The sequence below is a fragment of the Gemmobacter lanyuensis genome, assembly GCF_014652355.1.
GTDB lineage: Bacteria > Pseudomonadota > Alphaproteobacteria > Rhodobacterales > Rhodobacteraceae > Gemmobacter > Gemmobacter lanyuensis.
Map to the genome: position 1 here is coordinate 26,185 of NZ_BMYQ01000005.1, position 25,173 is coordinate 51,357.

25 protein-coding genes are annotated in these 25,173 nt (G+C 66.2%); 10 read left to right on the forward strand and 15 right to left on the reverse strand.

All coding sequences use genetic code 11. From position 1 onward, the window contains the following. The first annotated feature begins 41 nt into the window (after nt 1-41). The 3 genes from IE101_RS09785 (at nt 42) to IE101_RS09795 (ending at nt 3,155) form a co-directional block, all read left to right on the forward strand. Complete coding sequence (locus IE101_RS09785; protein ID WP_189633654.1) at nt 42-1,013, forward strand: imelysin family protein; 972 nt, start codon at nt 42-44, stop codon at nt 1,011-1,013. A gap of 3 nt (nt 1,014-1,016) precedes the next feature. Further along, nucleotides 1,017-2,087, forward strand: a complete 1,071-nt coding sequence (locus tag IE101_RS09790; protein ID WP_189633655.1) for a DUF1513 domain-containing protein — start codon at nt 1,017-1,019, stop codon at nt 2,085-2,087. An 81-nt stretch (nt 2,088-2,168) separates the two neighbouring features. Beyond that, nucleotides 2,169-3,155: a type I glyceraldehyde-3-phosphate dehydrogenase gene (locus IE101_RS09795; protein WP_189633656.1), complete on the forward strand. Its 987-nt coding sequence runs from the start codon at nt 2,169-2,171 to the stop codon at nt 3,153-3,155. A gap of 3 nt (nt 3,156-3,158) precedes the next feature. Here the strand turns inward: IE101_RS09795 and IE101_RS09800 are convergent, their stop codons facing one another. The 8 genes from IE101_RS09800 to puuE all read right to left on the reverse strand — a co-directional run bounded on the left by IE101_RS09800 (nt 3,159) and on the right by puuE (nt 9,935). After that, nucleotides 3,159-4,475, reverse strand: a complete 1,317-nt coding sequence (locus IE101_RS09800) for an aspartate aminotransferase family protein (RefSeq protein ID WP_189633657.1) — start codon at nt 4,473-4,475, stop codon at nt 3,159-3,161. Beyond that, nucleotides 4,465-5,472, reverse strand: a complete 1,008-nt coding sequence (locus tag IE101_RS09805; protein WP_189633658.1) for a phosphotransferase — start codon at nt 5,470-5,472, stop codon at nt 4,465-4,467. The genes IE101_RS09800 and IE101_RS09805 overlap by 11 nt, the downstream gene beginning before the upstream one ends. Nucleotides 5,473-5,538: 66 nt before the next feature. Further along, nucleotides 5,539-5,910, reverse strand: coding sequence for a solute carrier family 23 protein (locus IE101_RS19745; protein ID WP_229804091.1), 372 nt, complete (start codon nt 5,908-5,910; stop codon nt 5,539-5,541). Beyond that, nucleotides 5,861-6,655, reverse strand: coding sequence for a solute carrier family 23 protein (locus tag IE101_RS19750; protein WP_229804098.1), 795 nt, complete (start codon nt 6,653-6,655; stop codon nt 5,861-5,863). The genes IE101_RS19745 and IE101_RS19750 overlap by 50 nt, the downstream gene beginning before the upstream one ends. Before the next feature lie 5 nt (nt 6,656-6,660). After that, nucleotides 6,661-7,020 (reverse strand): solute carrier family 23 protein, encoded by a 360-nt coding sequence (locus IE101_RS19755; protein WP_229804100.1) that lies wholly within the window; start codon nt 7,018-7,020, stop codon nt 6,661-6,663. Between the two features lie 90 nt (nt 7,021-7,110). After that, the gene (locus IE101_RS09815; protein ID WP_189633659.1) at nt 7,111-7,599 is read right to left on the reverse strand and encodes an ureidoglycolate lyase; all 489 of its coding nucleotides are present in this window, start codon (nt 7,597-7,599) and stop codon (nt 7,111-7,113) included. Between the two features lie 87 nt (nt 7,600-7,686). Continuing rightward, the gene (locus IE101_RS09820; RefSeq protein ID WP_189633660.1) at nt 7,687-8,523 is read right to left on the reverse strand and encodes a bifunctional allantoicase/(S)-ureidoglycine aminohydrolase; all 837 of its coding nucleotides are present in this window, start codon (nt 8,521-8,523) and stop codon (nt 7,687-7,689) included. Continuing rightward, nucleotides 8,520-9,935 carry an allantoinase PuuE gene (gene puuE, locus IE101_RS09825; RefSeq protein ID WP_189633661.1) on the reverse strand — a complete coding sequence of 472 codons (1,416 nt, stop codon included), beginning with the start codon at nt 9,933-9,935 and terminating at the stop codon, nt 8,520-8,522. Before puuE ends, IE101_RS09820 begins: the two co-directional genes overlap by 4 nt. 152 nt (nt 9,936-10,087) lie before the next feature. On the opposite strand from puuE, the gene uraH reads away from it, so the two are divergent. Beyond that, nucleotides 10,088-10,447, forward strand: coding sequence for a hydroxyisourate hydrolase (gene uraH, locus IE101_RS09830; RefSeq protein WP_189633662.1), 360 nt, complete (start codon nt 10,088-10,090; stop codon nt 10,445-10,447). Here the strand turns inward: uraH and IE101_RS09835 are convergent. The 4 genes from IE101_RS09835 to IE101_RS09850 are packed head-to-tail and all read right to left on the reverse strand — an operon-like array spanning nt 10,432 to nt 13,801. Beyond that, nucleotides 10,432-11,130 (reverse strand): alpha/beta fold hydrolase, encoded by a 699-nt coding sequence (locus tag IE101_RS09835; RefSeq protein ID WP_189633663.1) that lies wholly within the window; start codon nt 11,128-11,130, stop codon nt 10,432-10,434. The two genes, uraH and IE101_RS09835, sit on opposite strands and share 16 nt — an antisense overlap. After that, nucleotides 11,127-11,894, reverse strand: a complete 768-nt coding sequence (locus tag IE101_RS09840) for a metallophosphoesterase family protein (RefSeq protein WP_189633664.1) — start codon at nt 11,892-11,894, stop codon at nt 11,127-11,129. Before IE101_RS09840 ends, IE101_RS09835 begins: the two co-directional genes overlap by 4 nt. A 6-nt stretch (nt 11,895-11,900) precedes the next feature. Beyond that, nucleotides 11,901-12,818, reverse strand: a complete 918-nt coding sequence (locus IE101_RS09845) for a diacylglycerol/lipid kinase family protein (RefSeq protein WP_189633665.1) — start codon at nt 12,816-12,818, stop codon at nt 11,901-11,903. After that, nucleotides 12,815-13,801: a LysR family transcriptional regulator gene (locus tag IE101_RS09850; protein WP_189633666.1), complete on the reverse strand. Its 987-nt coding sequence runs from the start codon at nt 13,799-13,801 to the stop codon at nt 12,815-12,817. The genes IE101_RS09845 and IE101_RS09850 overlap by 4 nt, the downstream gene beginning before the upstream one ends. A gap of 114 nt (nt 13,802-13,915) precedes the next feature. Between IE101_RS09850 and IE101_RS09855 the strand changes: the two genes are divergently transcribed. Next, a complete protein-coding gene (locus tag IE101_RS09855) occupies nt 13,916-15,157 on the forward strand; it encodes a urate hydroxylase PuuD (RefSeq protein WP_189633667.1) in 1,242 nt (413 codons plus the stop codon). Between the two features lie 4 nt (nt 15,158-15,161). On the opposite strand, the gene IE101_RS09860 is transcribed toward IE101_RS09855, so the two are convergent. Both IE101_RS09860 and IE101_RS09865 read right to left on the reverse strand, forming a co-directional pair. Then, nucleotides 15,162-16,136, reverse strand: coding sequence for an aldose epimerase family protein (locus tag IE101_RS09860; RefSeq protein ID WP_189633668.1), 975 nt, complete (start codon nt 16,134-16,136; stop codon nt 15,162-15,164). A gap of 60 nt (nt 16,137-16,196) precedes the next feature. Further along, the gene (locus tag IE101_RS09865; RefSeq protein ID WP_189633669.1) at nt 16,197-17,168 is read right to left on the reverse strand and encodes a zinc ABC transporter substrate-binding protein; all 972 of its coding nucleotides are present in this window, start codon (nt 17,166-17,168) and stop codon (nt 16,197-16,199) included. Between the two features lie 125 nt (nt 17,169-17,293). Between IE101_RS09865 and IE101_RS09870 the strand changes: the two genes are divergently transcribed. The 5 genes from IE101_RS09870 to IE101_RS09890 all read left to right on the forward strand — a co-directional run bounded on the left by IE101_RS09870 (nt 17,294) and on the right by IE101_RS09890 (nt 22,465). Further along, complete coding sequence (locus IE101_RS09870) at nt 17,294-17,716, forward strand: Fur family transcriptional regulator (protein ID WP_189633836.1); 423 nt, start codon at nt 17,294-17,296, stop codon at nt 17,714-17,716. Then, nucleotides 17,716-18,480 (forward strand): metal ABC transporter ATP-binding protein, encoded by a 765-nt coding sequence (locus tag IE101_RS09875; protein ID WP_189633670.1) that lies wholly within the window; start codon nt 17,716-17,718, stop codon nt 18,478-18,480. Before IE101_RS09870 ends, IE101_RS09875 begins: the two co-directional genes overlap by 1 nt. After that, entirely contained in the window at nt 18,473-19,264 is a 792-nt protein-coding gene (locus IE101_RS09880) for a metal ABC transporter permease (RefSeq protein ID WP_189633837.1), read from the forward strand. The genes IE101_RS09875 and IE101_RS09880 overlap by 8 nt, the downstream gene beginning before the upstream one ends. Nucleotides 19,265-19,423: 159 nt before the next feature. Next, nucleotides 19,424-21,922: a GcvT family protein gene (locus IE101_RS09885; RefSeq protein ID WP_189633671.1), complete on the forward strand. Its 2,499-nt coding sequence runs from the start codon at nt 19,424-19,426 to the stop codon at nt 21,920-21,922. Nucleotides 21,923-22,057: 135 nt separating this feature from the next. Beyond that, nucleotides 22,058-22,465 carry a group III truncated hemoglobin gene (locus tag IE101_RS09890; protein ID WP_189633672.1) on the forward strand — a complete coding sequence of 136 codons (408 nt, stop codon included), beginning with the start codon at nt 22,058-22,060 and terminating at the stop codon, nt 22,463-22,465. Here the strand turns inward: IE101_RS09890 and IE101_RS09895 are convergent. Further along, on the reverse strand, nt 22,448-25,156 hold the full coding sequence (locus IE101_RS09895; protein WP_189633673.1) for a DUF2339 domain-containing protein: 2,709 nt from the start codon (nt 25,154-25,156) through the stop codon (nt 22,448-22,450). The two genes, IE101_RS09890 and IE101_RS09895, sit on opposite strands and share 18 nt — an antisense overlap. Nucleotides 25,157-25,173: the final 17 nt, after the last annotated feature.

Here is a 25,173-nt window from a genome sequence, read left to right on the forward strand (position 1 = left end):
ATCCCGATCAAAGGCCCGTGCCTGTCGTCAAGAAAGCCCCGATGAAACGCTCTGCTCTCCTGCTTGGTCCCCTTCTCGCCCTTACCCTTGCCGCCCCGGTCGCCCGGGCCGATGTGGCCGAAACGGTCGAGGATCACATCCTTCCGGGGCTTGCACGTTTCACGGCGACCACCGCCACGCTGGCGGCTATCGACAGCTGCGAACCCGAGGCGCTGCAAGTGGCCTGGGGTGCGGCCTTTGACGCCTGGGTTGGGGTGGGCCATCTGCGGCTCGGCCCGGTCGAGGAAGAGGGCCGCGTGCTGGCCATCGCCTTCTGGCCCGACCCCAAGGGAATGGGCCAGAAACAGACCAATGCGCTTTTAGCCAAGGCAGATCCCGCCGTGTTGGAGCCTGCGCTGATGGCCGAACAATCGGTGGCGGTGCGCGGCCTTTTTGGCCTTGAACGGCTGCTTTGGCCGACCGAGACCGCAACCGGCGATTACCCCTGCGCCTTGACCCATGCGATTGCGGATGATCTGGCACGCATGGCTGCGGAAATCGATGCCGAGTGGCGCGCGAGCTTTGCGGATCACCTGCTCAACCCCGGTCCGTCCAGCCGCTATCTGACCTTGACCGAGGCGCGACAGGCGCTGTTGACCACCTTGATCACGGGGCTGGAGTTCAACAAGGACGCCCGCCTGGGCCGCCCTCTGGGCAGCTTCGACAAACCCCACCCCGAGCGGGCCGAGGCAGCAACCTCGGGGCGCTCCACCCGCAATCTTGAACTGTCCCTGGTGGCGCTGCGCAGCCTTGCACGGTCGCTTCACCAGCCGATCCCCCGGACCGAAGCGGCCTTCGACCGCGTTCTTGCCAATGTGGCAAAGGTAGACCTGTCACAGGTGGATGACCCGACCATGTGGCTCAAGGCCGATATCCTGCGGCAGGACATCACCGCAGTGCGCGAGGCAGTGATGGCCGAAATCGCCCCCGCGCTGGGGGCCGGGGTCGGCTTCAACGCCGCCGACGGGGATTGATCGATGCAGCGGCGAAGTTTTCTCGCCTCGGTTCTGGCGGCCTCGGTGCTGCCGCAGCTGAGCTGGGCGGATGCGGGCGATCCGGCCTATCTGGCCGCCGCGCAGACCGCCGATGGCGCCTTTGCCCTGCACGGGCTGAGCCTTGCGGGCGAAAGCCTGTTTGCCCTGCCGCTGCCGGCCCGCGGCCATGCCGCGACCGCACACCCGACGCGGCCGCTCGCCGTGGCCTTTGCCCGCAGGCCCGGCACCTTCGCGCTGGTGATCGATTGCGCGCTGGGGCAGGAAACGGCGCGGCTGACCCCGCCTGCGGGGCGGCAGTTCAACGGCCACGGCACCTTTTCTGCCGATGGCGCGCGGCTTTACACATCCGAAGTTGTGGCCGAAACCTCGGAAGGGCGGCTGGGCATCTGGGATACGGCCAGCTGGCAGCGCATCGGCGAATGTGCCACCCATGGCGTCGGTCCGCATGACGTGAAGCGCCTGCCCCTGTCGGAGGACCTGCTGGTCGCCAATGGGGGCATCCAGACCGACCCGACCGACCGAACCAAGCTGAACATCGCGACCATGCGGCCCAATCTGGCGCGGCTTGGGCCGGATGGGGCGCTGATCTCGCTGGCAGAAGCGCCAGAGGATCTGGCCCAGAATTCGTTGCGTCATCTGGCGCTTTTGTCCGATGGTCGCGCCGCCGTCGCGACGCAGTGGGAAGGCGATCCGGCCGAGGCGCCGCCACTGCTGGCGCTGTGGGAGGACGGGCGGCTGACCTTCTGCCCGGTGCCCGAAGCCGAAATGCTGGTGATGCAGAACTATGCAGGCTCTATCGCCTATTGCCCGGCGCGGGCCGAGATCGCGATCACCTCGCCCAAGGGTGGGGCCGTGCAGGTCTTTGACGCGGCAGGCCGGTTCAGGGCCACGCATCGTCGGGCCGATGCCTGCGGCGTGGCGCCCGCACCGGCGGGGTTTACCGTGACGGACGGGAATGGTGCGATCTCCACGCTGGGGGCCGCGGGGCTGCAACCCGCCACCCGGCTGGACGTGAAATGGGACAATCATCTGATCGCGCTCGACCGCGCCTAGCTGCCCGATCTTTGATCAAACCCATTGCATCCCCGCGCGCTGCATGGTCATCCTGCGCCGAACAGGATTGGGGGGCCGGATATGCGCGTCTTCATCAACGGATTTGGCCGGATCGGACGTTCGGTACTGCGGGCTTGGGCGCTGGCCGCACGCAAGGGGGCGGATCCCGGGCAAAGGTTGGAAATTGTCGGGATCAACGACATCGCTGCCGCCGAAATGTGTGCCTATCTGTTCGAATATGACAGCGTCTTTGGCCCCTTCCCCGGCACGGTCGCCCTGTCCGAAGGGCATCTTGTGGTTGATGGTCGCGCGATTCCGCTGCACCGCACCGCCGATTTGACGACGCTGGATCTGTCCGGCATCGATCTGGTGATGGAATGCACCGGCCGCGCCGATGCGCGCGATGTGGCCGAACGCGGGCTGACCGCCGGGGCGCGACGGGTGCTGATCTCCGGTCCCTCCAAGGCCGCCGACCTGACGGTGGTGCTGGGCGCCAATGATGCAGCGTTGACCGATCAGCGGATCGTGTCGAATGCCTCTTGCACGACCAATGCGCTGGCACCGCTGGCGCGGCTGATCCATGAACATTGGGGCATCGTTACCGGATCGATGACGACGATCCACTGCTATACCGGCAGCCAACCTACGGTGGACGCCCCGGCGGCAGATTTCGCCCGGTCGCGCGCGGCGGCCCTGTCGATGGTGCCGACCACGACTTCGGCCCAGCGGCTGGTCGATCTGGTGCTGCCCGATCTGGCAGGGCGGCTCGAAGGGTCGGCGGTGCGGGTGCCGACGGCCTCAGTGTCTGCCGTGGATCTGGCGGTGATGACCGAACGTCCGGCCACGGCAGAGGCCGTGAACACCGCCTTCCGCGCCGCGGGTGGGGTGATCGGTGCCACCGACAAGGCGCTGGTCTCCACCGATCTGCGCGCCCGGCCCGAAAGCATCATCATGGCCTGCCCGGAAACCCGCGTCACGCGTGGGGGCATGCTGCGGGTCTTTGGCTGGTATGACAACGAATGGGGCTTTTCCAACCGGATGCTGGATGTGGCCCTGCGGATGGGCTGAGGCTTAGCGGCAGCGCGTCAGCACCCGGTCGAGCTTATCCAGGAAAAACGAAAGGTTCTCCGCGTTGAAGGGCAGCGGCGGGCGGATCTTCAGCACATGCCCCTGCGGCCCGGTGGCCGAAATCAGCACCCCTTCGTCGCGCAGCCCGTTGACGATGCGCCCGGTCAGCGCAGCATCTGGCCGCCCCTCGGCCGAGATGATGTCCTGCCCGAGGAAGAGGCCCACGGCCCGCAAATCCCCCAGCATGGCGTGGCGATGGGCAAGGTCGTGCAGCCCTTCGGCAAAGGCGCGGCCGATCTGATCGGCGTGCGCGATCAGCCCCTCATCCTCGATCACATCCAGCACCGCCGCGGCGACCGAAGCGGCCACGGCATTGCCCCCGAAGGTGTTGAAATAGCGCGCATGGGCGCCGAATTCTGCAATCACCTCGGGGCGCAGGGCCAGACCGGCGACGGGATAGCCATTGCCCATCGGCTTGCCCATCGACACCATATCCGGCACGACGCCATGGCGCGCAAAGCCCCACATCCCCGCCCCGGTACGGCCGAAACCGGGCTGCACCTCATCGGCGATGAACACGCCCCCCGCCGCGCGGATGGCGGCGACGGCGGGTTGCAGCACCCCTTCCGGCCCGACAAAAACCCCGTCCGAAGAAAAGACTGTATCCACAATCAACGCAGCAGGCTTGATGCCGTGGCGCAGCAGATCGTCGATCGCCGCCTGCACCGCGGCGCCAAAGCCCCCGGCGGCATCGCCGCCAAAGCGACGGGCATCGGGCGGCGGCACGGTGCGGACATGTGCCCCAAGCGGCACCCCGGCCCCGAGCGAGGGCGAAAACTCGGCCACGCTGAGGGTGACGCCGTGATAGGCGTTTTCGGTCACAATGACCCCGGTGCCCCCCGTCTGCGCGCGGGCGATCCGCAGCGCCAGGTCATTCGCCTCGGACCCGGTGCAGGTGAACATCATATGCCCGATCTCATCCGGCAGTGTGGCGAGCAGCCGTTCCGCCAGCGTCAGCACCTTGTCATGCAGATAGCGGGTATGGCTGGCAAAAATCGCCGCCTGATCGGCCATGGCCTGCACCACGCGCGGGTGGCAATGCCCGACCGAGGCCACGTTGTTGTAGGTGTCCAGATAGGCGCGGCCATCGGCATCGTAGAGCCAGACCCCCTCGCCCCGCACCAGATGCAGGGGGCGTTCGTAGAAAAGCCGGTAAGCCGGGCCAAGCGCGGCCTGACGGCGGGCGACCAGATCGGCCTCGACCGGCGGCAAATCGACCGCACCGGGGCGAAAGGCATTGGGCATCGGATCACGGGTCATGGCGGCCTCCGGCTGGGGGTGGCAGGGCCAAAAGCCCCGCACGAGAGATGGGGAAATTCCGCAGGATATAGGCGGCATTGTCAGGCTGGCGTTTCGCACGGTGGCTGGTGATGGCTAGGGTTGTCACCATGCGAATGGCGGCCAGATCGGGCAACAGGCTGCGTTCCTCCGACAGAAGCGGCAGCTCTGCGGCACAAGCGGTCGCGATCTCATCCAGCGCGCCAAGGGCATTCGCGGGATCGATCAGGTAAGAGGCCGCGACCGCAAGGTCGCAGATGCGCGGCGTGCGAACCATATCGCCGAAATCCAGCACGCCTGCGACGGTGTCCGGGTCCGTTTCGGACACCAACACGTTATGGGGGTTCAGATCGGCATGGACCACCTGCCACGGCAGATCGGCCAGCGCGGGGGCGATAACGCGGTCAAACCGGTCGAGCCAACGGGCGCAGAGGTCGCGCAGCGCCGGCTCCTCAATCGCGGGCAACAGCGGGCGGAGGCGACCGGCCTGTTTCAGATCCCATTGCAGCACATGATCGGCGGCGGGGTGCCTGAACCCTTCGAGCGCGCGGGTCAGCCGACCGGCCATGGCCCCCAGACTGCGGCGCAGCGCGGCCGTCACCGGAACCTCATGCATGGGTCGGCCTTCGACATAGGTCAGAAGGCGGATCAGATGGCCCGCAGGCAGGGTGATGTCGGTTTCACCGCCCACCGCAGGGACCACGCGCGGCACCGGCAACTGCGGGTCGCGCGCCGCGATATGCAGCAGCGCCGCATTCTGGAACCGCGTCACCGCCGGGTCTTCGGCCGCATTGGCGATTTTCAGCACGAAACGCCCCGAGGGCGTCGTCACCCGCCAGTTCAGATCGCGTTCCGAGGTCAGACGGCGCAAATCCCCCTCAAGCCCCCAATGGGCCTGAAGAAGGGCGCGGCTCTCGCCCTCGGACAGGTCGGGCGGGGGGGCATTGAGGATCGGGCCAAGCGGGTCTTCGGGGGTCATGGCGCTACCGAACAGGAAAACGCCCCCGGCGGCAAGGCCGGGGGCGACATGGCATGTCGCGGCTGATCAGTGATCGGCAAGGCTCGCCGCCGATTTCGCCTCATCCTGCGTGCCGGAGGCACCGTTGAAGAAGAGGTTCAGCAAAACTGCGGAAATCGAGGCCAGCAGGATGCCGCTTTCGATCAGCGGATGCAGGCCATGCGGCATCCACTGTTTGAAATTGGGCGCAACCAGCGGGATCATCCCCATGCCAAGACTGACCGCCACGACAAACAGGTTGTTGCGGTTGGCGGTGAAATTGACCCCCGCAAGGATGCGGATGCCCGTGGCCGCGACCATGCCGAACATCACAAGACCCGCACCGCCCAGCACCATGGTGGGGATGCTTTCAACCAGTGCGCCCATCTTGGGCACAAGGCCGAGCACAATCAGGATCACGCCCCCCTGCCACGCAGACAAAGCGCGAGCGGATGCCGGTGACGCCCACCAGCCCCACGTTCTGACTGAACGAGGTATAGGGGAAGGTGTTGAAAATGCCGCCGATCAGCGTGCCCAGACCATCGGTCCGCAATCCGGCCGACAGCATCGGCTGGCTGACGCGCCGCCCGGTCATATCCCCCAGCGCAAGGAACATGCCGGTCGATTCGATCATCACCACGATCATCACCAGTGTCATGGTCAGGATCATCACCGGATCAAAGGTCGGCATCCCGAAGTGGAACGGGGTGATCAGGCCGAACCACGCGGCCTCGCCCACCTTGGCGAAGGTCATGGCGCCGGTTGCCACCGCAATCACCGCCCCGATGATGATGCCCATCAGGACCGAGATATTGGCGATGAAGCCGCGCGCGAATTTTGCGATGATCAGGATGGACACCAGCACGGCAGCCGAAACGGCGATATTGCCCAAGGGTGCATAGGCCGGGTTCGGCACGCTGGGGGCGGCCGCGATCTTGGCCGGAACCTCGGGCAGGCCCGCGGCTGTGGCACCTTCGGTCGCAGCCTTCAGCCAGTCGGCATGGGCGGGATCGACGATCATCGGCGCGGTCGGGCCGACAGGGTTGCCGAAGATCCAGTTGATGCCGATCCGCATCAGGCTGACCCCGATGACAAGGATGATGGTGCCCGTCACCACGGGCGGGAAAAACCGCAGCATGCGCGACACCGCAGGCGCGATGATCATCGAGATCAACCCCGCCGCGATGATCGCGCCAAAGATCGCCGCGCGCCCGCAGCACCGCTGGTCTGGTTCGCCATCGCCACCATCGGGCCCACGGCCGCGAAGGTCACGCCCATCATGACGGGCAGGCGGATGCCGAACCATTGCGTGGCCCCCAAGGACTGGATCAGCGTGGCAATGCCGCAGACGAAAAGATCGGCCGAGATCAGATAGGCGACATCGGCGGGGTCAAGCTTCAGCGCGCGCCCGACGATCAGCGGCACGGCAATCGCGCCCGCATACATCACCAGCACATGCTGCAACCCCAGGGCAAAGAGCTTCGGCGCAGGCAGAAGCTCATCCACCGGATGGGTGGGAGAAGTGGTCATGCGTTTCCATTTCCTGCGGGGGATTTTGATTGTTCGCGCCGTCTCCGCGCCTCCCCCGAGGGTCGCGGTCCGGTTAGATCCCCGGCCGGGTCAGGCCGGGGTGATGGTCCAAGGCTGGTCGAACCAGTGTTCTTGCAAATTGGCGGTCGGGCCGATGCGGTCGACCACCGCGAAAAGACCCGGAGCGGCAAGGGGTGTTAGCACGCCATGCCAGGTGCCGCGATGAAAGTTGATCGCCTGCGACCCGTCCGTCAGGAAGGCGCGCGGGGTTCCGGGGGTGCCGTCCTGATCGGGGGCGGTGATGACGAGGAAGGGATCGGCCGTCATCGGGATGAAGGCCTGGCTGCCCTCGGGGTGGCGTTCGACCAGATCAAGCAGATAGGGAAAGCTGCGCGGAATGGCCTTGAAGATCGAGAGCCCCGCCCGGCCATCCGGCCCGAAGTCAAGCTGCGCCCGGTCGTGGTAACGGCCGCAGAACCCTTGATTGATCAGTCGGTCCGGTGCGCCGGTGGCGGCCATCACATCGCCGAAGGGAGCAAAGCTTTCGGGTGTCAGGGGTTCGGTATGGATCACGCGCATGGCGGGCCTTTCCGCGGGGTGGAGAGGCCGGGGGCGCTTCGCCCCCCGGACCCCCAGAGGATATTTTGGGACAGAAAATGCAGGCGGTCAGCGCCCGAAGCCGCCGGGCCCGCGCAGTTTGGCGTGGCGGTTCACGTCCTTGTAGAGGAGGTAGCGGAAACGACCGGGGCCTGCGGCGTAGCAGGCCTGCGGGCAGAAGGCGCGGAGCCACATGAAATCGCCGGCCTCGACCTCGACCCAGTCCTGGTTGAGTTTGTAGACGGCCTTGCCTTCCAGCACATAGAGCCCGTGCTCCATGACATGGGTTTCTTCGAAGGGGATGAGGCCGCCCGGTTCGAAGGTGACGATATTGACATGCATGTCGTGGCGCAGGTCTTCGGGATCGACGAAGCGGGTGGTGCCCCAGCGGTTTTCGGTGCCAGGCATCCAGGAGATCGCGATCTCTTGTTCATGGGTCACGAAGGCCTCGGGCGCGGGGAGGCCGGGGGAGGGTTCGTAGAGTTTCCGGAGCCAGTGGAAGCGTGCCGGGGTGGTATGGGCGTTTTTGACCCGCCATTGGCAGCCGGGCGGCAGATAGGCATAACCGCCGGGGCCGAGGTCATGGTCCTGCCCGTCAATCGAGAGCCAGATTTCCCCTTCGGTCATGAAGATCACGCCTTCGGCGCCGACTTCGGGTTCGGGTGTGTCGGAGCCGCCGCCGGGGGCGACCTCCATCACATATTGGCTGAAGGTTTCGGAGAACCCGGTCATCGGGCGGGCGATAAGCCAGAGGCGCGTCTTGTCCCAGCCGGGCAGATAACTGGTGACGATATCCGAGAAGCAGCCCTTGGGGATGAAGGCATAGGAGGGGGTGAAGACGGCACGTTGGGTCATCAGGGCAGTCTGGGGCGGCAGGCCGCCCTTGGGGGCGAAATATCCGGTCATGGCAGCAGATCCTTCAGCCTGAGTTCGGCGATGCGTTCGACCTGACGGCAGGCGGTGGCGAATTCGGTTTCGGTATCCTGGGCGATACGGGTTTCGAAGGCCGCAAGGATGCTGGCCTTGGTATTGTCCCGCACGGCGATGATGAAGGGGAAGCCGTGTTTGGCGGTGTATTTGGTGTTCAGCCGGGTGAATCGGTCGCGTTCGCCATCGGTCAGGGCATCGAGTGCGGCACTGGCCTGTTCGGCGGTGCTTTCGGCCGTGAGGCGGCGCGCCTGCGCGAGCTTGCCTGCCAGATCGGGGTGGGCGCGCAGGACGGCCAGCCGTTCTTCGGCACTGGCGCTGCGGAAGATGCGGGTCAGCGCATTGTGCAAGCCAGCCGCGCTGTCATGCGCGGGGCCGAGTTCGAGATCAAACGCGCGATCCGCGATCCAAGGGGAATGTTCGAAGATCGACCCGTAGCGCGCGACGAAATCGGCGCGCGGCAGGGCCGAGGGGCGGTCACTGCGCTGCGGCGGGTGGGTCTTGTGCCAGTGGTCGGCAATGTCGATGCGGCGGGGGAACCAGACGCCCTCATGCGATTGCGCATAGTCGAGAAAGCGCATCAACCCCGCGATCTTTCCGGGCCGTCCGATCAGACGGCAATGGAGGCCGATCGAGAACATCTTGGCCGCGCCCGCTGCCCCTTCGGCGTAAAGCACATCGAAGCTGTCCTTCAGATACTGAAAGAATTGCTCGCCCGTGATATAGCCGGGAGCGGTAGCAAAGCGCATGTCGTTCGCCTCGAGCGTATAGGGGATGACCAGTTGGTCGCGGTCGCCCACCTGCCGCCAATAGGGCAGATCATCGTCGTAAGTGTCTGAGATCCAGTCGAACTGGCCCGTCTCGGCGGTCAGCTGCACGGTGTTCATGGAGCAGCGCCCGGTATACCAGCCGCGCGGCGGTTCACCTACGACCTCGGCATGCAGGCGGATGGCCTCGGCGATCTGGCGGCGCTCTTCCTCAGCGGGCATGTCGCGGTGTTCGACCCACTTCAGCCCATGCGAGGCGATTTCCCAGCCTGCGGCCTTCATTGCGGCGACCTGTTCGGGGCTGCGGGCCAGCGCGGTGGCGACGCCATAGACCGTCACCGGGACCTGCCGCCCCGTGAACAGCCGGTGCAGACGCCAAAAGCCCGCCCGCGCACCATAGTCATAGATGGATTCCATGTTCCAATGGCGCTGACCCGGCCAGGGTGCCGCCCCGGCGATGTCGGACAGGAACGCCTCAGACCCGGCATCGCCGTGCAGAAGGTTGTTCTCGCCCCCTTCCTCATAGTTCAGCACGATGGAAACGGCGATCTTCGCCCCACCTGGCCAGGCGGCATCGGGGGGCATGGGGCCGTGGCCTCGGAAATCGCGGGGGTAGCGGTTCATGCGGGCACCTTCTGTTTCGCCGTCAGATTAGGCGGCAATCGCTGATTGTTTTTTCAAAAAATCCCGGAAAGACCTTTGCTGCATCTGCGCTGTCGCCAGCCGGACGAAAACCGGGCAGGATTGCCGAAGGCTTCATCGCAGGAGAGATTGGCATGGCTGCTGGCCGTTTGACGACCCATGTTCTGGATACGGCGCGCGGTAAGCCCGCGGCGGGGGTGGCGATCACGCTGTATCGGGTGAATGGCGCGGCGCGGGAAGAAATTGGCCGCACCATCACCAATGCCGATGGGCGGACCGATGCGCCGATGCTGACAGGCGAAGGCATGGCCGTGGGGCAGTATGAACTGGTCTTTCAGGCCGGGGCCTATCTGCGTGCGACAGGCCAGGCGGGGGATGGGGTGCTGTTTCTGGATGAGGTGCCGATCCGCTTTGGCATTCCGGATGCCGGGCAGCACTACCACGTGCCGCTGCTGATTTCGCCCTTCGCCTATTCCACCTATCGCGGCAGCTGAAGCCGGGCGCGGCGCTGGCCCCCTGCCCCGGTGGCGATGCGGATCAGGCGGCGGCGGTCGCCGCTCAGCGCGGCGCTGACAAGGCCGGGCAGGCAGCCGCGGGCCTTCAGATGCGGCAGCAGATCGCTGTGGCCCAGACCGGGGAACAGCAGATGGTCCAGATTGGCCTGTTCGGGAAACGCCTGCGCCTGCGCGCCGTCATCGGCCATCCCGTGCATCAGCGTGATCTGCGGGCCAAGGGCCAAGGGTGCGGTCGGGTAGCGCAGGGACGCGATCCGCGCCGTCCAGTCCTGCCAGCGGGCATCGGGCAGGCGTGCGGGGTCGATGGTGAACTGCGGGCCAAAGGCCAGCACTGCCGTCACGGGCAGCACATCGGCCGCGACCAGCGCGCAGAAGCCGCCCATCGACAGACCCAGCGTCAGGATGCGTCGTGCAGGGGCCGCCGCCGCAAGGGCGCCCAAGATCGCCGGGGCAAAACCCGGGTCATTGGCCCAGCTGCGGCTTTCATCCATAACGAACAGCGCGGGCCGCCCCCCGGCGGTGGCCGCCCCGAAAAATTCGGGCGAGGGGGCGCGCGTCGCATCATGGCCGATGCTGGAAAAAGAAATCACCAGATCCTCGCCCTGCCCCGGTGCGTAATCGACGCTATAGGGCGCCCGGTCCCAGACGCGGATCAGGGTCACGGAAAGACCATCCGATGCCGTTCATCCATGCGGCTGAAGCGGGCATGTTCATCGGCCAGCAGCGTGTGAATGGTCAGGCCATCCGGGGTGAAATCCAGCAGGTTGAAGGCATTGGCCTCGGCCCGGCGGCGATGCGACAGGCCGGTGCCCGCCTGCACGAACAAAAGGCCCGGCGCGGCGGTGAAGGGGCCGGCGTGGCTGACATGGATATGCCCCGACAGCACCACCTGCGCCCCAAGGCCCGGCAGCTGCGCCAGCGCGCGCCCCGCCCCCTGCATGAGCCATTGGGTTTCGCCTGCCAGATGTTCCAGCGGGTGGTGCATGACCACGATCCGCCGCCGCGCGCCCGCATTGGCAAAAAGCGCCCCCAGCCGGTCAAGCTGCCGCTGCGTGATCCGGCCCCGCTGCCAGGCCAACGGATTGGCGGTGTTCACGCCCGCGACGATCACGGTGTCATTCTGCCAAACCGGCTCAAGGTCCGGGTTGATCCAGTGTCGATACCGGCGAAAGGGGGTGAACAGCCGCGCCACCAGATTGTGCAGCGGCATGTCATGGTTTCCCGGCACACACAGCGTGGGCGCCCCGATCCGCGCCATGAAGGCGCGCGCCTCGGCGAACTGCGCCGCGCGGGCGCGTTGTGTTAGATCGCCCGAAATCACCACGAGATCAGGCCGCAATTCCGCCACGCGGGCGGCCAGCGGGTCGAGCAGCGCATGGGTCACCGCGCCGAAATGCAGATCGGACAGATGGACGATGCGCGTCATGCCAACCTAGACCTTCACCCGGTCCTGCGGCGCGGGGCAGATGATGTTCAGGGCCTGGCTTTCGATCCTGAATCGCAAAGGCGCGCGCATCCGCATCTTTTCACCATCGAAGGCCACGCGCGGGGTGCGCTTGCGCGTCTCGATCACCAGATCGCGGCAGTACAGGACATCGACATCCCGGTCCTGTTGCAACCGCCGCAGGGCGAGCCGCAGCGCAAGCTTCATCAGCCCCCAACGCGACCCGCCATGCACCAGAAACACCGCGAACTGATCATCACTGATCGCCCGCGCGCCCTGCAGGCCAAAGCGTTCCAGCTGATAGGCCGACCGCGCCACGAAGACGAGCGGGCTTTTCACCGCAACCCTTTCACCATCGGCTGTCAGCATGATGGCCTGCGGCCGCTGAAACCGCAGGATGGTGGACAGAACAGTCCAATAGGCCGCAAGGCGCGACCGGCCCCATTTGGCATAGACCCCTTCCCGTGCCTGCAGGATGGTCGGGTATATCCCGATCGACGCATTGTTGAGAAAGAGCTGCCCGTTGACCGTGCCGACGGAAATGCGCTGCCTCTGCCCGGCCAGAATGGCGCGTGCTGCGGCCTCGGGTTCCTGCGGAAGGCCAAGTCCCCGCGCGAAATAGTTGAAGGTGCCCAATGGCAAGACGCCAAGCGTCGCGTCGGACCCCATCAGAGCATGGGCGACGCCCATCACGGTACCGTCGCCTCCGGCGGCCACGATGGTGGAAAACCCATCCTCGACGGCCTGCCGCACGAAGGCATCCAGATCATCGCCCTTGCGCCAGCGCCGCAGGGTGGCTTTGGGCCCAAAGGCCGCCATGGCCCGGTCGATGGCGGCCCCGTCCTTGCTGTTTCGACCCGATCCGGGATTTGTCACGACGCAGATGGTTTCGGGGTCGATCGTCACTTTGCACCTTGGGTCCTAGACTGCGTCGTCGCCTCAACGTCCGGCGCGGGGTTGGGTTCCAGCACCAGCCCCTCCATCCGTGCGGCCATATCGCCCTTGATCCGGGTGATGACGAAATCGACAAACAGCCGGATCTTCGGATCGCGGAAGCGGCGATGCTGGCTCAGGCACGAAAGCTGCGTGGGCATCGGCGGCGTCGCCACGGCAACTGGCACCAAAGCCCCCGATTGCAGATGTTCGGCCACCTCGAAGATCGGCTTCATCACGATGCCGCGCCCATCCAGTGCCCAACCCGTCAGCACATCGCCATCATCGCTTTCGAAGGGGCCGGTGATCTCGAACCGCCGCGGGCCTTCGGGGGTTTGCAGCGTCCATTGAAATTCCCGCGCACCGGGAAAGCGGAGGTTGAGACAATCATGCCGATCCTCGACCAAGGCCGCCCCGTCGACCGGATTGCCCCGCCGCGAAATGTAATCGGGTGCCGCACACAGGATGCGTGGGCAATCGGCAATCAGCCGCACCTTCAGCGTACTGTCATCGAGCAACCCCAGATGGAAGGCCACGTCTAGCCCTTCGGCCGTGACATCGACATTGCGGTCCGACAGACGCAGCCGCACATCGATCTGCGGGTAAAGATCCTTGAAGGCCGGCACATGCGGCGCGATGAACCGCCGCCCGATGCCCAGGGGGGCCGCCACATAGATCGTGCCGCGGGGGTTCTGCGTCACATCGACAACCGCCGCCTCGGCCTCGTCAATCGCCTCCAGCACCTTGCGCGCGCCGTCATAGAAGATGCGTCCGTTTTCGGTGGGCTGCAGACTGCGCGTCGTGCGATTGAAGAGCCGCACCCCCAGATGTTTCTCCAGCTCCGAGATTCGGGCCGAGGCCACGGCGGGCGAGGTGCGCTGATCGCGCGCGGCCGCGCTCATGCTGCCCAATTCATAGACACGCACGAACATCTTGATGTTGTTCACATAGGACATCCGCCTTGCCTTTCATTTTCTGCGGGCATTTGAAAGTGATCCGGCATTTGATGGAATTAACCGAAAGCCATGCGACGGTATACAGTTTTCATATGGGGCCGAGAGGAGTGACCGATGTATGACTTCGTCGTGATCTGGGAATGGATCGAATTTGCCGTCCGCTGGACACATGTCATCACCGCCATCGCCTGGATCGGGTCGAGCTTCTATTTCATCGCGCTTGACCTAGGCCTGCACCGGGACCGCAACCTGGCCAGCGGCGCCGATGGCGAGGAATGGCAGGTGCATGGCGGGGGGTTCTACCACATCCAGAAATATCTGGTGGCCCCGGCGGCAATGCCCGATCACCTCGTCTGGTTCAAATGGGAAAGCTACATGACCTGGGTCAGCGGCTTTACCATGCTGGTGCTGGTCTATTACCTTGGCGCTGAATTCTATCTGATCGACCCGGCGGTGATGGCGCTTGCGACCTGGCAGGCGGTGGCGCTGTCGATGGCGAGCCTTGCCTTCGGCTGGATCGCTTACAACACGCTCTGCAAGCTCTTCGTGAACGCGAACCAGACCGCGCTGATGGTGGCGCTGTTCGGGGTGCTGGTGGCGATGTCCTACTTCTATACCTCGGTCTTTTCGGGGCGCGCGGCGTTGCTGCATCTGGGTGCCTTCACCGCGACGATCATGTCGGCCAATGTGTTCTTCATCATCATGCCCAACCAGCGCATCGTGGTGGCGGATCTGAAGGCCGGGCGCAAACCCGACCCGAAATATGGCAAGATCGCCAAGCAGCGCAGCACGCACAACAACTACCTCACGCTGCCGGTGCTGTTCCTGATGCTGTCGAACCATTACCCGCTGGCCTTTGCGACCCCCTACAACTGGATCATCGCCAGCCTCGTGTTCCTGATGGGTGTTACGATCCGGCACTGGTTCAACACCCAGCATGCCCGCAAGGGCGCCCCCTACTGGACCTGGGCCGCGACGGTGATCCTGATGATCGTGATTGCCTGGCTGTCCTCGATCCGCCCCGAGACACCGGCCGAGGGCAGCGCCGAGGCGCCGCTGGGCAAGGCCGCGCTGGTCTTTGCCGCCGCACCGGGGTTTGACGATGTCACCTCGATCGTGCAGGGCCGCTGCTCGATGTGCCATGCGGCCGAGCCGTCATGGGAGGGGATGTATTGGCCCCCCAAGGGCGTGGTGCTGGAAACCCCCGCGCAGATCGCGCATGAGGCCCGCCGCATCTATGTGCAGGCCGGGCTGACCCATGCCATGCCGCCCGCGAACCTCAGCTTCATCGAACCCGAAGAACGCGCGGCGATCCGCCGCTGGTATGAATCCGCAGGCGCCGCGCCGGGGATCTGACGCCTCAGACCTCGCGGTCAAAGCGCCATTGCATCGCTTGCACCTTCTGCCCACCCGCAGGCACCAGCACGCTGGGGAAAGCGGGCTGGTTCGGCGCATCGGGCCAGTGCTGGGGCTCGATCGCCAGCCCCTCATAGGCGCCCTTGCCGGGACGGCCGGGCTTGCGGTTGTCGTAGACCTGAATGCCCGGCTCGGTCGTGGCAATGGTCATGCGCAGCCCGTTGCGTCCGGTCAGCCACAGCACATCCCGCATGGCCTGCGCCCGGTCCGACAGGCAGAAATTCGTGTCCATCGCCGGGTCGCCGGGATGGATCGCCCGCCCTGCCCGCAGATCGAAAGGCGTGCCGCGCACCAGCGCCAGATGGCCGGTCGGGATCAGATCCTCATCCACCTCGGTCACACGGTCGGCGGCGATCTTCAGGCGATGACCGGCCCAGTCCGCGCCGCCATCAAGATTCCAGTAGCTGTGATTGGTGCAATTGACCAAGGTATCGGCATCGGTCGTGGTGGTGATGGTCAGCGACAACGTCGCGGGCGCCGCAACCTGCCAGACCGCCGTGACCCGACGGTTGCCGGGAAAACCACCTTCCCCGTCAGGCAGGTCCACGGCGAGCGTGAGGTGATCGGCCCCCTGCGCCACGATCTGCCACACCTTGAACTGTGCCCCGGCGGAGCCGGAATGCAGCGTATGCCGCCCCGCCTGATTGGGGTCAAAACGGCAGGTCCGGCCCGCCACAAAGGCGCGCGCATCGCAGATCCGGTTCGCCACAGGCGCCACCAGCGATCCGTGGTGGCGCATGCTGCCTTCGTAATCGGCCACCGAATCAGAGCCGAGCGTCAGCCCATGGTCCACGCCCTGCAGCCGCACGTCCTGCAGGATGGACCCGAGGGTCAGCACCGTCACGCTCAGATCCCCGGCCTGCAGCGTAACGGCCTGCACCGTCTCACCCGCCGCTGTGACCCCAAAATCCACGATCATGCCACCCCCCGGAACTGGCCCTTGCGTCGGCGCTATCAACAGGGCTTCTGCGCGGAAAGGTCAAGAGCGGTTGAGACACTCTGTCAGCGCGGCCCCCAATGCCTCCAGCACGGCCAGATAGGCACCCGGTCCGGGGTCGGCCTGCACGCCCTCGGGGTCAAGGGCGGCCCCGACGGCAACCCCGGTTGCCTCTGCCATCTGCTCCACCAGTTTGGGATCATGGCCTGCTTCGGGGAACAGGCAAAGCGCACGCGTACCCGCCTGATCCTGCAACGCGGCCAGATGCGCGGCCCCCGGCGAGGTCGCATCCCCCAAGGCAACGGCCCCCGCCAGGGTCAGACCGTAATGCCCGGTGAAATACCCATAGGCATCATGGAAAACCACAAAAGGCTTGCCCTTCAACGGGGCAAGGTCGGCCGTCAGACGTTGGTCCAGTGCTGCCAAATCGGCCTGGGCGCGGGCCGCATTGGCGGCATAGGTCGCGGCATTTTCGGGGTCGCGGGCCGCAAGCTCTTTTGCGATCTGGCCCAGCCAGAGCTGCCCATTGCCGGGGTCAAGCCAGGCGTGGGGGTCCATGCCCTCGGCGGAATGGTCATGTCCGTCACCCGCTTCATGGTCGTCATGACCCGAATCTTCGGGGGCGGCGGCGTGATCGTGGCCTTCATGCCCCGCATCCTCATGGGTGGCGCCGAAGGGTTGCAGATAGGTGCCCGCGATCTCCAGCAGACGGATCTGCGGCAGGTCGCCCTGCCCTTCCAGCGCGCGGTTCAGCCAGGGCGCCATCTGCGGCCCCATCCAGACCACCAGATCAGCCTCGGCCAGCGCGGCGGCCTGGCTGGGCCGCAACTGGAAGTCATGCGGATTCGCACCCTGCTCCAGCAGCCGCTCGGGCGACCCCAGATCGCCCATCACCATGGCCACCAGCCCTTCGGCAGGGGCAAAATCGGTCACCACGCGCGGCACTTCGGCCAGCGCCTGCCCCCCGAAAACAAGAGCCGTGGTGGCCGCCAGGCCTGATATGGTATAACGCATCGCAACGCCTCTTTGCTTCTCGGACGGGGCGATCTATGTATGTAATATCATAACACGTCAAGAGGCCCCGCGTGCAGCCCCAGCCGTTTCACGACCATGACCATTCGCATTGCACCGGCGATGTGATGGCGCGTGCCGAAGCCGTGACCGCCGCCAGCGGCGCCCGCATGACGCCGGTTCGCCGTCGCGTGCTGGAAATCCTGCTTGAGGAACACCGCGCGCTGGGGGCCTATGACGTGTTGCAGCGCCTGTCGGCTGAAGGCTTCGGCAATCAGCCCCCGGTGGCCTATCGCGCGCTGGAATTCCTTGTGGATCAGGGTCTTGCCCATCGCATCCAGCGGCTGAACGCCTTTACCGCCTGCATGCATCCCGGCACCAGCCATGCCCCCGCCTTCCTGATCTGCCGCAGCTGCAATACGGTGGCCGAAGCCCCGGTGGCCCCGGTGCGCGCCGCGCTGGATGCCGCCGCGGCCGAGCTGGGCTTTGCTGTCGAACGCGCGAATATCGAGGCGCTCGGCCTCTGCCCCGCCTGCGGGGAGACCGCGTGATGCCGCTGATCGAGGCCAAGGGCATCTGCGTGCAGATCGGCACGCAAGAGGTGCTGCATGACGTGACCCTGCGGATCGACAAGGGCGAAATCGTCACCATCCTCGGGCCGAACGGATCGGGGAAATCGACGCTGCTGCGCGCCCTGCTGGGCATCATCCCCACCAGCCACGGCAGCGTGACGCGCAAGCCGGGGCTGGGCATCGGCTACGTGCCGCAAAAACTCCATATCGACCGGTCCATGCCGATGACGGCGCGGCGCTTCCTGTCGTTACCGCGCAGACACGGTCTGGCGGAAACCGACGCGATGCTGGCCCGCGTGGGCGTGCCCGAAGTGGCCGAACGCCCGATGACCGGCCTGTCGGGCGGGCAGTTCCAGCGCGTTCTGCTGGCTCGCGCCCTGCTGACCCGACCCGAGCTTCTGGTCCTAGATGAACCGACCCAGGGCCTCGACCAACCCGGCGAGGCCGCCTTTTACCGCCTGATCGACGAAGTCCGCCGCGACACCGGGGCGGCGGTGCTGATGGTGAGCCATGACCTCCATGTGGTGATGAGCGCGTCAGACCGGGTGATCTGCCTCAACGGGCATATCTGCTGCGAAGGCACGCCGCGTGTCGTGTCCACCGCGCCGGAATATCGCGCGCTGTTCGGGCTGGGCACGCAAGGGGCGCTTGCGCTGTATCAGCATGTGCATGACCACGATCACACCCATGATCACGAGCACCACCATCACGACCACGCGCATCACGGACATGACCATGCTTGACGATTTCCTGATCCGGGCCGCGCTGGCAGGTCTGGGTGTTGCGGCGGCAACGGGGCCGCTGGGCTCTTTCGTCGTCTGGCGGCGGATGGCCTATTTCGGAGATGCCACAGCCCATGCGGCGATTCTGGGGGTGGCGCTGGCGCTGGCGGCGGATCTGCCGATCGGGCTGGGAACGCTGGCGATTGCGCTGGTCATGGCGGTGACGGTGGCAACACTGGCCGCGCGGGGCTGGGCGATGGATACCACGCTGGGGGTGCTCGCCCATTCGGCGCTAGCCTTCGGTCTGGTCGCGGTCAGCTTCGTGCCCGACGCGCGCACCGATCTTTCAGCCTATCTGTTTGGGGATATTCTGGCCGTATCAAAGGCCGATCTGGCCTATATCTGGGCCGGGTCGCTGATGGTGATCGGGCTGGTCGTCTGGCGCTGGTCGGCGCTGTTGACCGCCACGCTGAACGAAGACCTCGCCGCGGCCTCGGGGCTGAACCCTGACCGGGAGCGGCTGATTCTGACGCTGGCCCTGGCGCTGACGGTGGCGGTCGCGCTCAAGGTCGTGGGGGCGCTGCTGATTGCGGCCATGCTGATCATCCCCGCCGCGACGGCCCGCGGCCTGTCCCGCAGCCCCGAGACGATGGCGATTCTGGCCGCCCTTGTGGGCGCCGGGGCGGTGCTGGGGGGGCTGCGCATGTCGCTTTCGCTCGATACGCCCGCAGGGCCTTCGATCGTGGCGGTGGCGGCCCTGGCCTTCACACTTTCGGCCACGCTGGGACGGATGCGGAGGGGGTGATTCCCCACTCTCGCGCAGGACGCAAAACGACACCGGAACCTGCCGCGATCAGGACACCAATGTCGTTTTTCGCCGGAACAGGTCGGACCACCTTGGATGGATCGCCGCTTCTCTGGCATTGATGTGGCCAAAGCATCAGCGCAGCACGGAGTCGCGCCCATGAAAACCCATGTCAAAGCCCTTGTCGTCGGCGGTGGTGCCGTCGGGAACGGCATCGCCTACCATCTCGCCAAAGCCGGTTGGGATACCATGCTGGTGGAGCGCGACGAGCTGACCGCGGGCTCGACCTGGCACGCCGCCGGTCTGCTGCCGCTCTTCAACATGAGCTACGCGACCACCCATATCCACAAATACTCGGTGGACTTCTACAAGGGCCTCGAGGCCGAGACCGGCCTGAATGCCGGCTTCTCGATCTGCGGCAACCTGCGGATGGCCCAGACCCAAGAGCGTATGGACGAATACATGCTGTATTCGTCGGTCGCGGAAACCGCTGGCGTCTACCACGAATTCATGACCCCCGCCCAGATCAAGGAGCGTTGGCCGCTGGTCCGCACCGAAGACCTGAAGGGCGCGCTGTTCCACCCGCAGGACGGCTATATCAACCCCGCCGACGTGACCCAGGCCATGGCCAAGGGCGCCCGTCAGCTGGGCGCGACCATCGAACGCAAGGTTCAGGTCGATGGCTACCGCTGGAACGGCAATGAATGGATCGTCTCCTGCACCCGCATGATCGAAAAAGGCGGCATGCTGGTTCCGGGCGAAGAGAAGTTCGAAATCGTTGCCGAACATGTCGTCACCGCGACGGGCAACCACGCGCAGCGCACCGCCCGCCTGCTGGGCGTGAAGATCCCGGCCATTCCGGTGGAACACCAGTTCATCGTGACCGAACCCGATCCGATGCTGCAGGAATACCGCAAGAACAACCCGGAACACCCGGTTCTGCGCGACGCCGATGCGAAATGGTATGTCCGCGAAGAGCGCGGCGGCTGGATCCTTGGCCCCTATGAGCGCAACGCCCCGGCCCGCTTCCTCTATGACGTGCCGGAATCGTTCCGCGCCGACCTCTTCCCGCTCGATCTGGAGCGGATCGAAGCCGAATACATGTCGATGATCCACCGGATCCCGTCGTCGGAAACCGTGGGTCTGAAAGACGACTTCAACGGCCCGATCTGCTATACCCCCGACGGCAACCCGCTGGTCGGCCCGGTGCCGGGTCTGCGCAACATGTGGATCGCGGAAGGCTTCAGCTTCGGCATCACGGCCGCCGGTGGCACGGGCTACTACCTGGCCCAGATGATGACCCAGGGCGAAGCCGAAATCGACATGGCCTCGCTGGATCCGCGCCGCTACGGCCAGTGGATGACCACCGAATATGCTGCCCGCAAGAACGAAGAATGCTATGAGCACGTCTTCATTCTGCACCACCCGGATGAAGAGCGTGAAGCCTGCCGTCCGCTGCGCACCGCCCCCGCCTATGACCGTCAGAAGGAAATGGGCGCGCAATTCGGCCAGGTGAACGGCTGGGAACGCCCGAACTACTACGGCCCGAAAGACGCGCCGGCCGATTTCGACCATGACAGCCGCTCGTTCCGTCGTGGCGCCTGGTGGCCCTATGCCAAGGCCGAGGCCGAGGCCGTCCGCAACACCGTGGGCATCATCGACGCTTCGGCCTTCACCAAGCATCTGGTCCGTGGCCCCGGCGCGACCCAGTTCCTCGACTGGTTCACCTGCAACAAGCTGCCGAATGTCGGCCGCATCAACCTGACCTATGCGCTGACTGATGCGGGCACCACCCGCACCGAATACACGATCGTCCGCCTGAAAGAGAACGAGTACTACCTGATCTCGGCCGGTGCCTGGACTTCGTATGACGGCGACTTCCTGATCAAGTCGGCGGAAGACTTCATGGCGCAGGGTGGCGGCTATATCGACATCCACGACATCACCACCCAGTGGGGCGTCTTTGCGCTGGCCGGTCCGAATGCCCGCGCCCTGCTCAAGGAAGTGGTCAAGGATGCGAATCCCGACACCGTTCTGGGCAACAAGCGCTTCCCCTGGCTGTCGTATCGCGACATCGAACTGGGCATGTGCCCGGTGCGCGCGGTCCGCGTGGCCTATACCGGCGAACTGGGTTGGGAACTGCACTTCCCGATCGAATTCGGCCGCTACCTTTGGGATCTGCTGTGGTCGGTCGGTGAGAAGCACGGCCTCAAGGGCGTCGGCGCGCGCGCCCAGAACTGGCTGCGTCAGGAAAAATCCTACCGCGCCTTCGGCAACGAGCTGGGCCGCGATGCAACCCCGCTGGAAGCCGCGCTGGACCGTTTCGTCGATCTGAACAAGGACTTCCGCGGCAAGGCCAAGATGCTGGAAACCGGCATCCGCGCCAAATGCGTGACGCTGCTGATCGACGGGCCGGATGACACCGATCCGTGGGGCAAGGAAGCCATCCTGAACGACGGCGTGAAGGTCGGCCGTCTGACTTCGGGTGGCTGGTCGGTCGCCTTCGGCAAGCAGATCGGCATGGGCTATGTCCCCGAGGCGCTGGCCGAGGTGGGCACCAAGCTGAAGGTCAAGATGCTGCTCAAGGAATGGGACGCCGTGGTTGTCGAAGACAGCCCCTTCGACCCGACGAACGCCCGCATCCGCGTGGATGGCTGATCCACAGCCCCTGGAACAACTTACGGAACGCGGCCCTTCGGGGCCGCGTTTTGCTTTGCGCGGGCCGCGTCACCCTGCCACCTTGGCCGCAGCGCGCAAAAGATGCACCCTCGCCGCACCTTGCAGGAGCCTGCCATGACCACCGCCTTTCCGCCGCGCTTCTTTGTCACCCCTGATCAGATCGACGCGCAGGTGCGGGCTTTTTACGCGGCGGTGCGCGCGCATCCGGTGCTGGGCCCGGTCTTTGCCCATCACGTCACCGACTGGCCCGCGCATGAGGAAAAGATCAGCCGCTTCTGGCGCAATGCCATCCTGCGCGAGGGGGTTTATGACGGCTCGCCCATGATGGCGCATCGGCAAGCGGGCGATGTGACGCCCGATCATTTTCCGATCTGGCTGAGCCTTTTCGATGAAACGCTATCCCAGACCCTGCCGCGGGATGCGGCAGAGGCCTGGTCACACATGGCCCATCGCATCGGCCGCGCGCTGAGCATGGGCGTGGTCGAGGCGCGCCGCCCCGAAGGCTCAGTCCCGCAGTTCTGAGGGCGTCTCGCCGAGCCGGGATTGCGCCCAGCGGTTCAGCCAGGCCAGCCCCGCCAGTGACAGGCCAAGCCCCGCAAAGCTGACAACCCGCGTCAGCCCCGTCAGCCCGGCCGCATCCCAGAGAAAGACCTTGGCCGCCGTCAGGCCGATGACACCCATGGCCATGCGCTGCAGCAGCGCCGACTGACGCGCCAGCGCCTGCCACAGCATCGCCGCCCCGGTCACCAGCATGGCAAGGGTATAGCTGTAAAGCTCTCCCTGCAGCACGCCCGGCCCCCCGATCCAGCGGCCCTGCCACAGGCGGCGGATCTCCTCGCCGGCATAGACGGTCAGCAGCGCCACGCCGATGGCGCGCAGCACCAGCCGCCCCCGCGCGGGCAGAACCCGCAGCCGCGGCGGCGCGATCAGCAGCAGCAGACCCGGCAACGCATAGGCAAGGAACAGGCTGTCAAGCAGCACCGGCCCCCGCACCAGCCCGACCGGGTCTTCGGCCCAATCGTTGAACAGCGGGTTGAACGGCACCAGCGCCAGCAACAGCCCCGATGCCGCCATGATCCCTGCCCCCGCCGCAATGGCCAGCCGGAAGCGATGGGTCCAGCCCGGTGCCGTGGCGCCCGCGCGCCACAGCTGCGTGCCGGTCAGGATCAGCCAAGGCAGTGCGTTCAGCGCGGCCCCCCAATGCGACAGCGCCCAGTCCGGCTGCCAGTCGGTCGCCATCGGATCGGGCTGCAACAGGCGCAGGATCACCACATTGGCCAGCAGGGCCAAGGCGGCAAGGCCCAGGCTCTCCAGCACCGCGCGGGGCAGAACGCGCCCCGCAGGCATCAGGCGCAGGCCCGCCGCGCAGGCCAGCGCGGCCCCCAGATAGGCGGCAAGCACCCCGCCCCAGGACGCCTGCAAGGCCCAGTCCAGCCCCGGATCCGCCACCAGCCGCCAGGACAGCACCGCCCCACCCGCCTGAATGAACCAACCCATTTCCGGCAGGTTGAAGCGCCGGTCCAGTGCCGCAGCCGCCGCAACCAGCACCCCCAGCGCCAGCGTCAGGGCCGCGCTGGATGTCAGCAGGAACAGCGCCAGCGCGATCAGGGACAGCGCCGAAAGCGTGGCCCAGGCGGTGCGCGCGCCCGGCGCGCCATCGGCCCGCGCCCAAAGCACGGCAAGCCCCACCATGCCCGCCGCAAGCGCCATGACATGCAGCGCCCAGGGGTAGGCGCCCAGCACCTCGGTCGGGTGCCAGAGCATCTCAAGGATGCTGGCGGCCAGCGGGGCCACCAGCACGGCACCCAAAGCCTGCGGCCGCGCGCCGGTCTGCAGGCTCCGCCAGCCCGCCGCGGCACTGATCAGCGCGGCCAGCCCAAGCAGCAGCGTCACCGTGGCGGGCGCCGCGGATTCCGGGGCGCGCAGCACAATAGCCTGATCGCGGAAGGCCCAGATCAGCGGCTCGGCCAGCGCCAGCAGCGCCAGCAGGCCCGCGGCGGGAAGTGCGGCCAGATCCTCAAGCCCCGGCGCGGCGGCGGCCCAAAGGATCAGCAGCAGCGCAAGCCCCGTCAGAAGCAACGCCGCCAGAATGCCGTTCGAACCATGCGGCACCAGAAGCAGCAGTGTCAGCACCACCGCCAGCAGATTGCCCGCGGCCAGCCGCACCGGGAACGCAGGCCAAACCCCATCGCGGCGCCACAGCGCACGGGTCACCGAAGGTCCGGCATGGGTGGGCAGCAGCCCCTTTTCGGGCAGGATGATCGCCACCAGCGCCAGCGCGAACAGCGCCCACATCCAGGCCCCCTCGGACCCGCCGCCAAGCGCGATCAGCGCCATGCCCGCATGGGCCAGCACAAGGGCCAGAACCGAAATCCAGGCCCAACGGCGGAAGGCATCCACCGCCAGACCCAGCGCCGCAACCAGCACGTAATGTGCGAAAAGCCATGCAGGCGTCCCGCCCCCGCCCGAAACAAGGAACGGCGTCGCCGCAGCGCCAAGCAGACCGATGGCCACCAGCAGCGGCCCATGCCGCCACCCCAGCGCCACAGCCAACCCCGCCGTGACCACGAGCCCCGCAAAGGCCGTGCCCGCCCCATACAGATCATAGAGCAGCCGCCCCGCAGCAACGCCCGCGAAAATCGCAACGATCCCCGCGCCGCTGAAGACCGATGGCAGATAGGCCGTGGTCCGGTCCACCCCGTCGCCGTGGCGGCGGCGGATCCATTCGCCCGCGCCAATCAGTCCGGCACCGAACAGGATCGCCAGCACCACCCGCGCCACCGGAGGCAGAAGGCCCTTCTCCATGCCATATTGCACGAAGAAAACGCCCGCGAAGGCCAGCGACAGAGCCGATACCGCATAGACCCAATTCTCGCGCAGCCAGCGCCCCAAGGCGGCGAAACGGTCAGGACGGATGACCAGCGGGCGGTTCTGATCGGGCGCCACGGTTTCCTCGGGCAGGTCCTGCGGCACGGCGCGGGGCCAGACCTCGGCCTGCGGGGGCGGTTCCGGGATCGCGGCGGGCTGTGCGTTCTCTTCGCTCGCAGGCGCGGTCTCGGGTCGGCGCGCAAGCTCGGCCCGCAGTTCGGCCAGTTGCTGTTCCAGCCGCGTCACCCGGCCCCGTGTTCCCGCCATCAGGACAAACAGGATGACCACCCCCAAGGGAATGGCCAATGCGATCAGGATCATCAGCAGCAGCAATCCGTCGTCCATGCCCGCCCCCCAGGATT

What these genes read in the sequence shown, in the direction of transcription:
- IE101_RS09885 (WP_189633671.1), top strand. Translation starts at nt 19,424, where the DNA reads ATGAAAACCCATGTCAAAGCCCTTGTCGTCGGCGGTGGTGCCGTCGGG.
- IE101_RS09850 (WP_189633666.1), bottom strand. Translation starts at nt 13,801, where the DNA reads ATGTCCTATGTGAACAACATCAAGATGTTCGTGCGTGTCTATGAATTG.
- IE101_RS09805 (WP_189633658.1), bottom strand. Translation starts at nt 5,472, where the DNA reads ATGACCCCCGAAGACCCGCTTGGCCCGATCCTCAATGCCCCCCCGCCC.
- IE101_RS09820 (WP_189633660.1), bottom strand. Translation starts at nt 8,523, where the DNA reads ATGACCGGATATTTCGCCCCCAAGGGCGGCCTGCCGCCCCAGACTGCC.
- IE101_RS09840 (WP_189633664.1), bottom strand. Translation starts at nt 11,894, where the DNA reads ATGACGCGCATCGTCCATCTGTCCGATCTGCATTTCGGCGCGGTGACC.
- uraH (WP_189633662.1), top strand. Translation starts at nt 10,088, where the DNA reads ATGGCTGCTGGCCGTTTGACGACCCATGTTCTGGATACGGCGCGCGGT.
- IE101_RS09890 (WP_189633672.1), top strand. Translation starts at nt 22,058, where the DNA reads ATGACCACCGCCTTTCCGCCGCGCTTCTTTGTCACCCCTGATCAGATC.
- IE101_RS19750 (WP_229804098.1), bottom strand. Translation starts at nt 6,655, where the DNA reads ATGATCATCGCGCCTGCGGTGTCGCGCATGCTGCGGTTTTTCCCGCCC.
- IE101_RS09785 (WP_189633654.1), top strand. Translation starts at nt 42, where the DNA reads ATGAAACGCTCTGCTCTCCTGCTTGGTCCCCTTCTCGCCCTTACCCTT.
- puuE (WP_189633661.1), bottom strand. Translation starts at nt 9,935, where the DNA reads ATGAACCGCTACCCCCGCGATTTCCGAGGCCACGGCCCCATGCCCCCC.
- IE101_RS09815 (WP_189633659.1), bottom strand. Translation starts at nt 7,599, where the DNA reads ATGCGCGTGATCCATACCGAACCCCTGACACCCGAAAGCTTTGCTCCC.
- IE101_RS09875 (WP_189633670.1), top strand. Translation starts at nt 17,716, where the DNA reads ATGCCGCTGATCGAGGCCAAGGGCATCTGCGTGCAGATCGGCACGCAA.
- IE101_RS09795 (WP_189633656.1), top strand. Translation starts at nt 2,169, where the DNA reads ATGCGCGTCTTCATCAACGGATTTGGCCGGATCGGACGTTCGGTACTG.
- IE101_RS09895 (WP_189633673.1), bottom strand. Translation starts at nt 25,156, where the DNA reads ATGGACGACGGATTGCTGCTGCTGATGATCCTGATCGCATTGGCCATT.
- IE101_RS09865 (WP_189633669.1), bottom strand. Translation starts at nt 17,168, where the DNA reads ATGCGTTATACCATATCAGGCCTGGCGGCCACCACGGCTCTTGTTTTC.
- IE101_RS09855 (WP_189633667.1), top strand. Translation starts at nt 13,916, where the DNA reads ATGTATGACTTCGTCGTGATCTGGGAATGGATCGAATTTGCCGTCCGC.
- IE101_RS19755 (WP_229804100.1), bottom strand. Translation starts at nt 7,020, where the DNA reads ATGACCACTTCTCCCACCCATCCGGTGGATGAGCTTCTGCCTGCGCCG.
- IE101_RS09790 (WP_189633655.1), top strand. Translation starts at nt 1,017, where the DNA reads ATGCAGCGGCGAAGTTTTCTCGCCTCGGTTCTGGCGGCCTCGGTGCTG.
- IE101_RS09800 (WP_189633657.1), bottom strand. Translation starts at nt 4,475, where the DNA reads ATGACCCGTGATCCGATGCCCAATGCCTTTCGCCCCGGTGCGGTCGAT.
- IE101_RS09860 (WP_189633668.1), bottom strand. Translation starts at nt 16,136, where the DNA reads ATGATCGTGGATTTTGGGGTCACAGCGGCGGGTGAGACGGTGCAGGCC.
- IE101_RS09870 (WP_189633836.1), top strand. Translation starts at nt 17,294, where the DNA reads ATGGCGCGTGCCGAAGCCGTGACCGCCGCCAGCGGCGCCCGCATGACG.
- IE101_RS09880 (WP_189633837.1), top strand. Translation starts at nt 18,473, where the DNA reads ATGCTTGACGATTTCCTGATCCGGGCCGCGCTGGCAGGTCTGGGTGTT.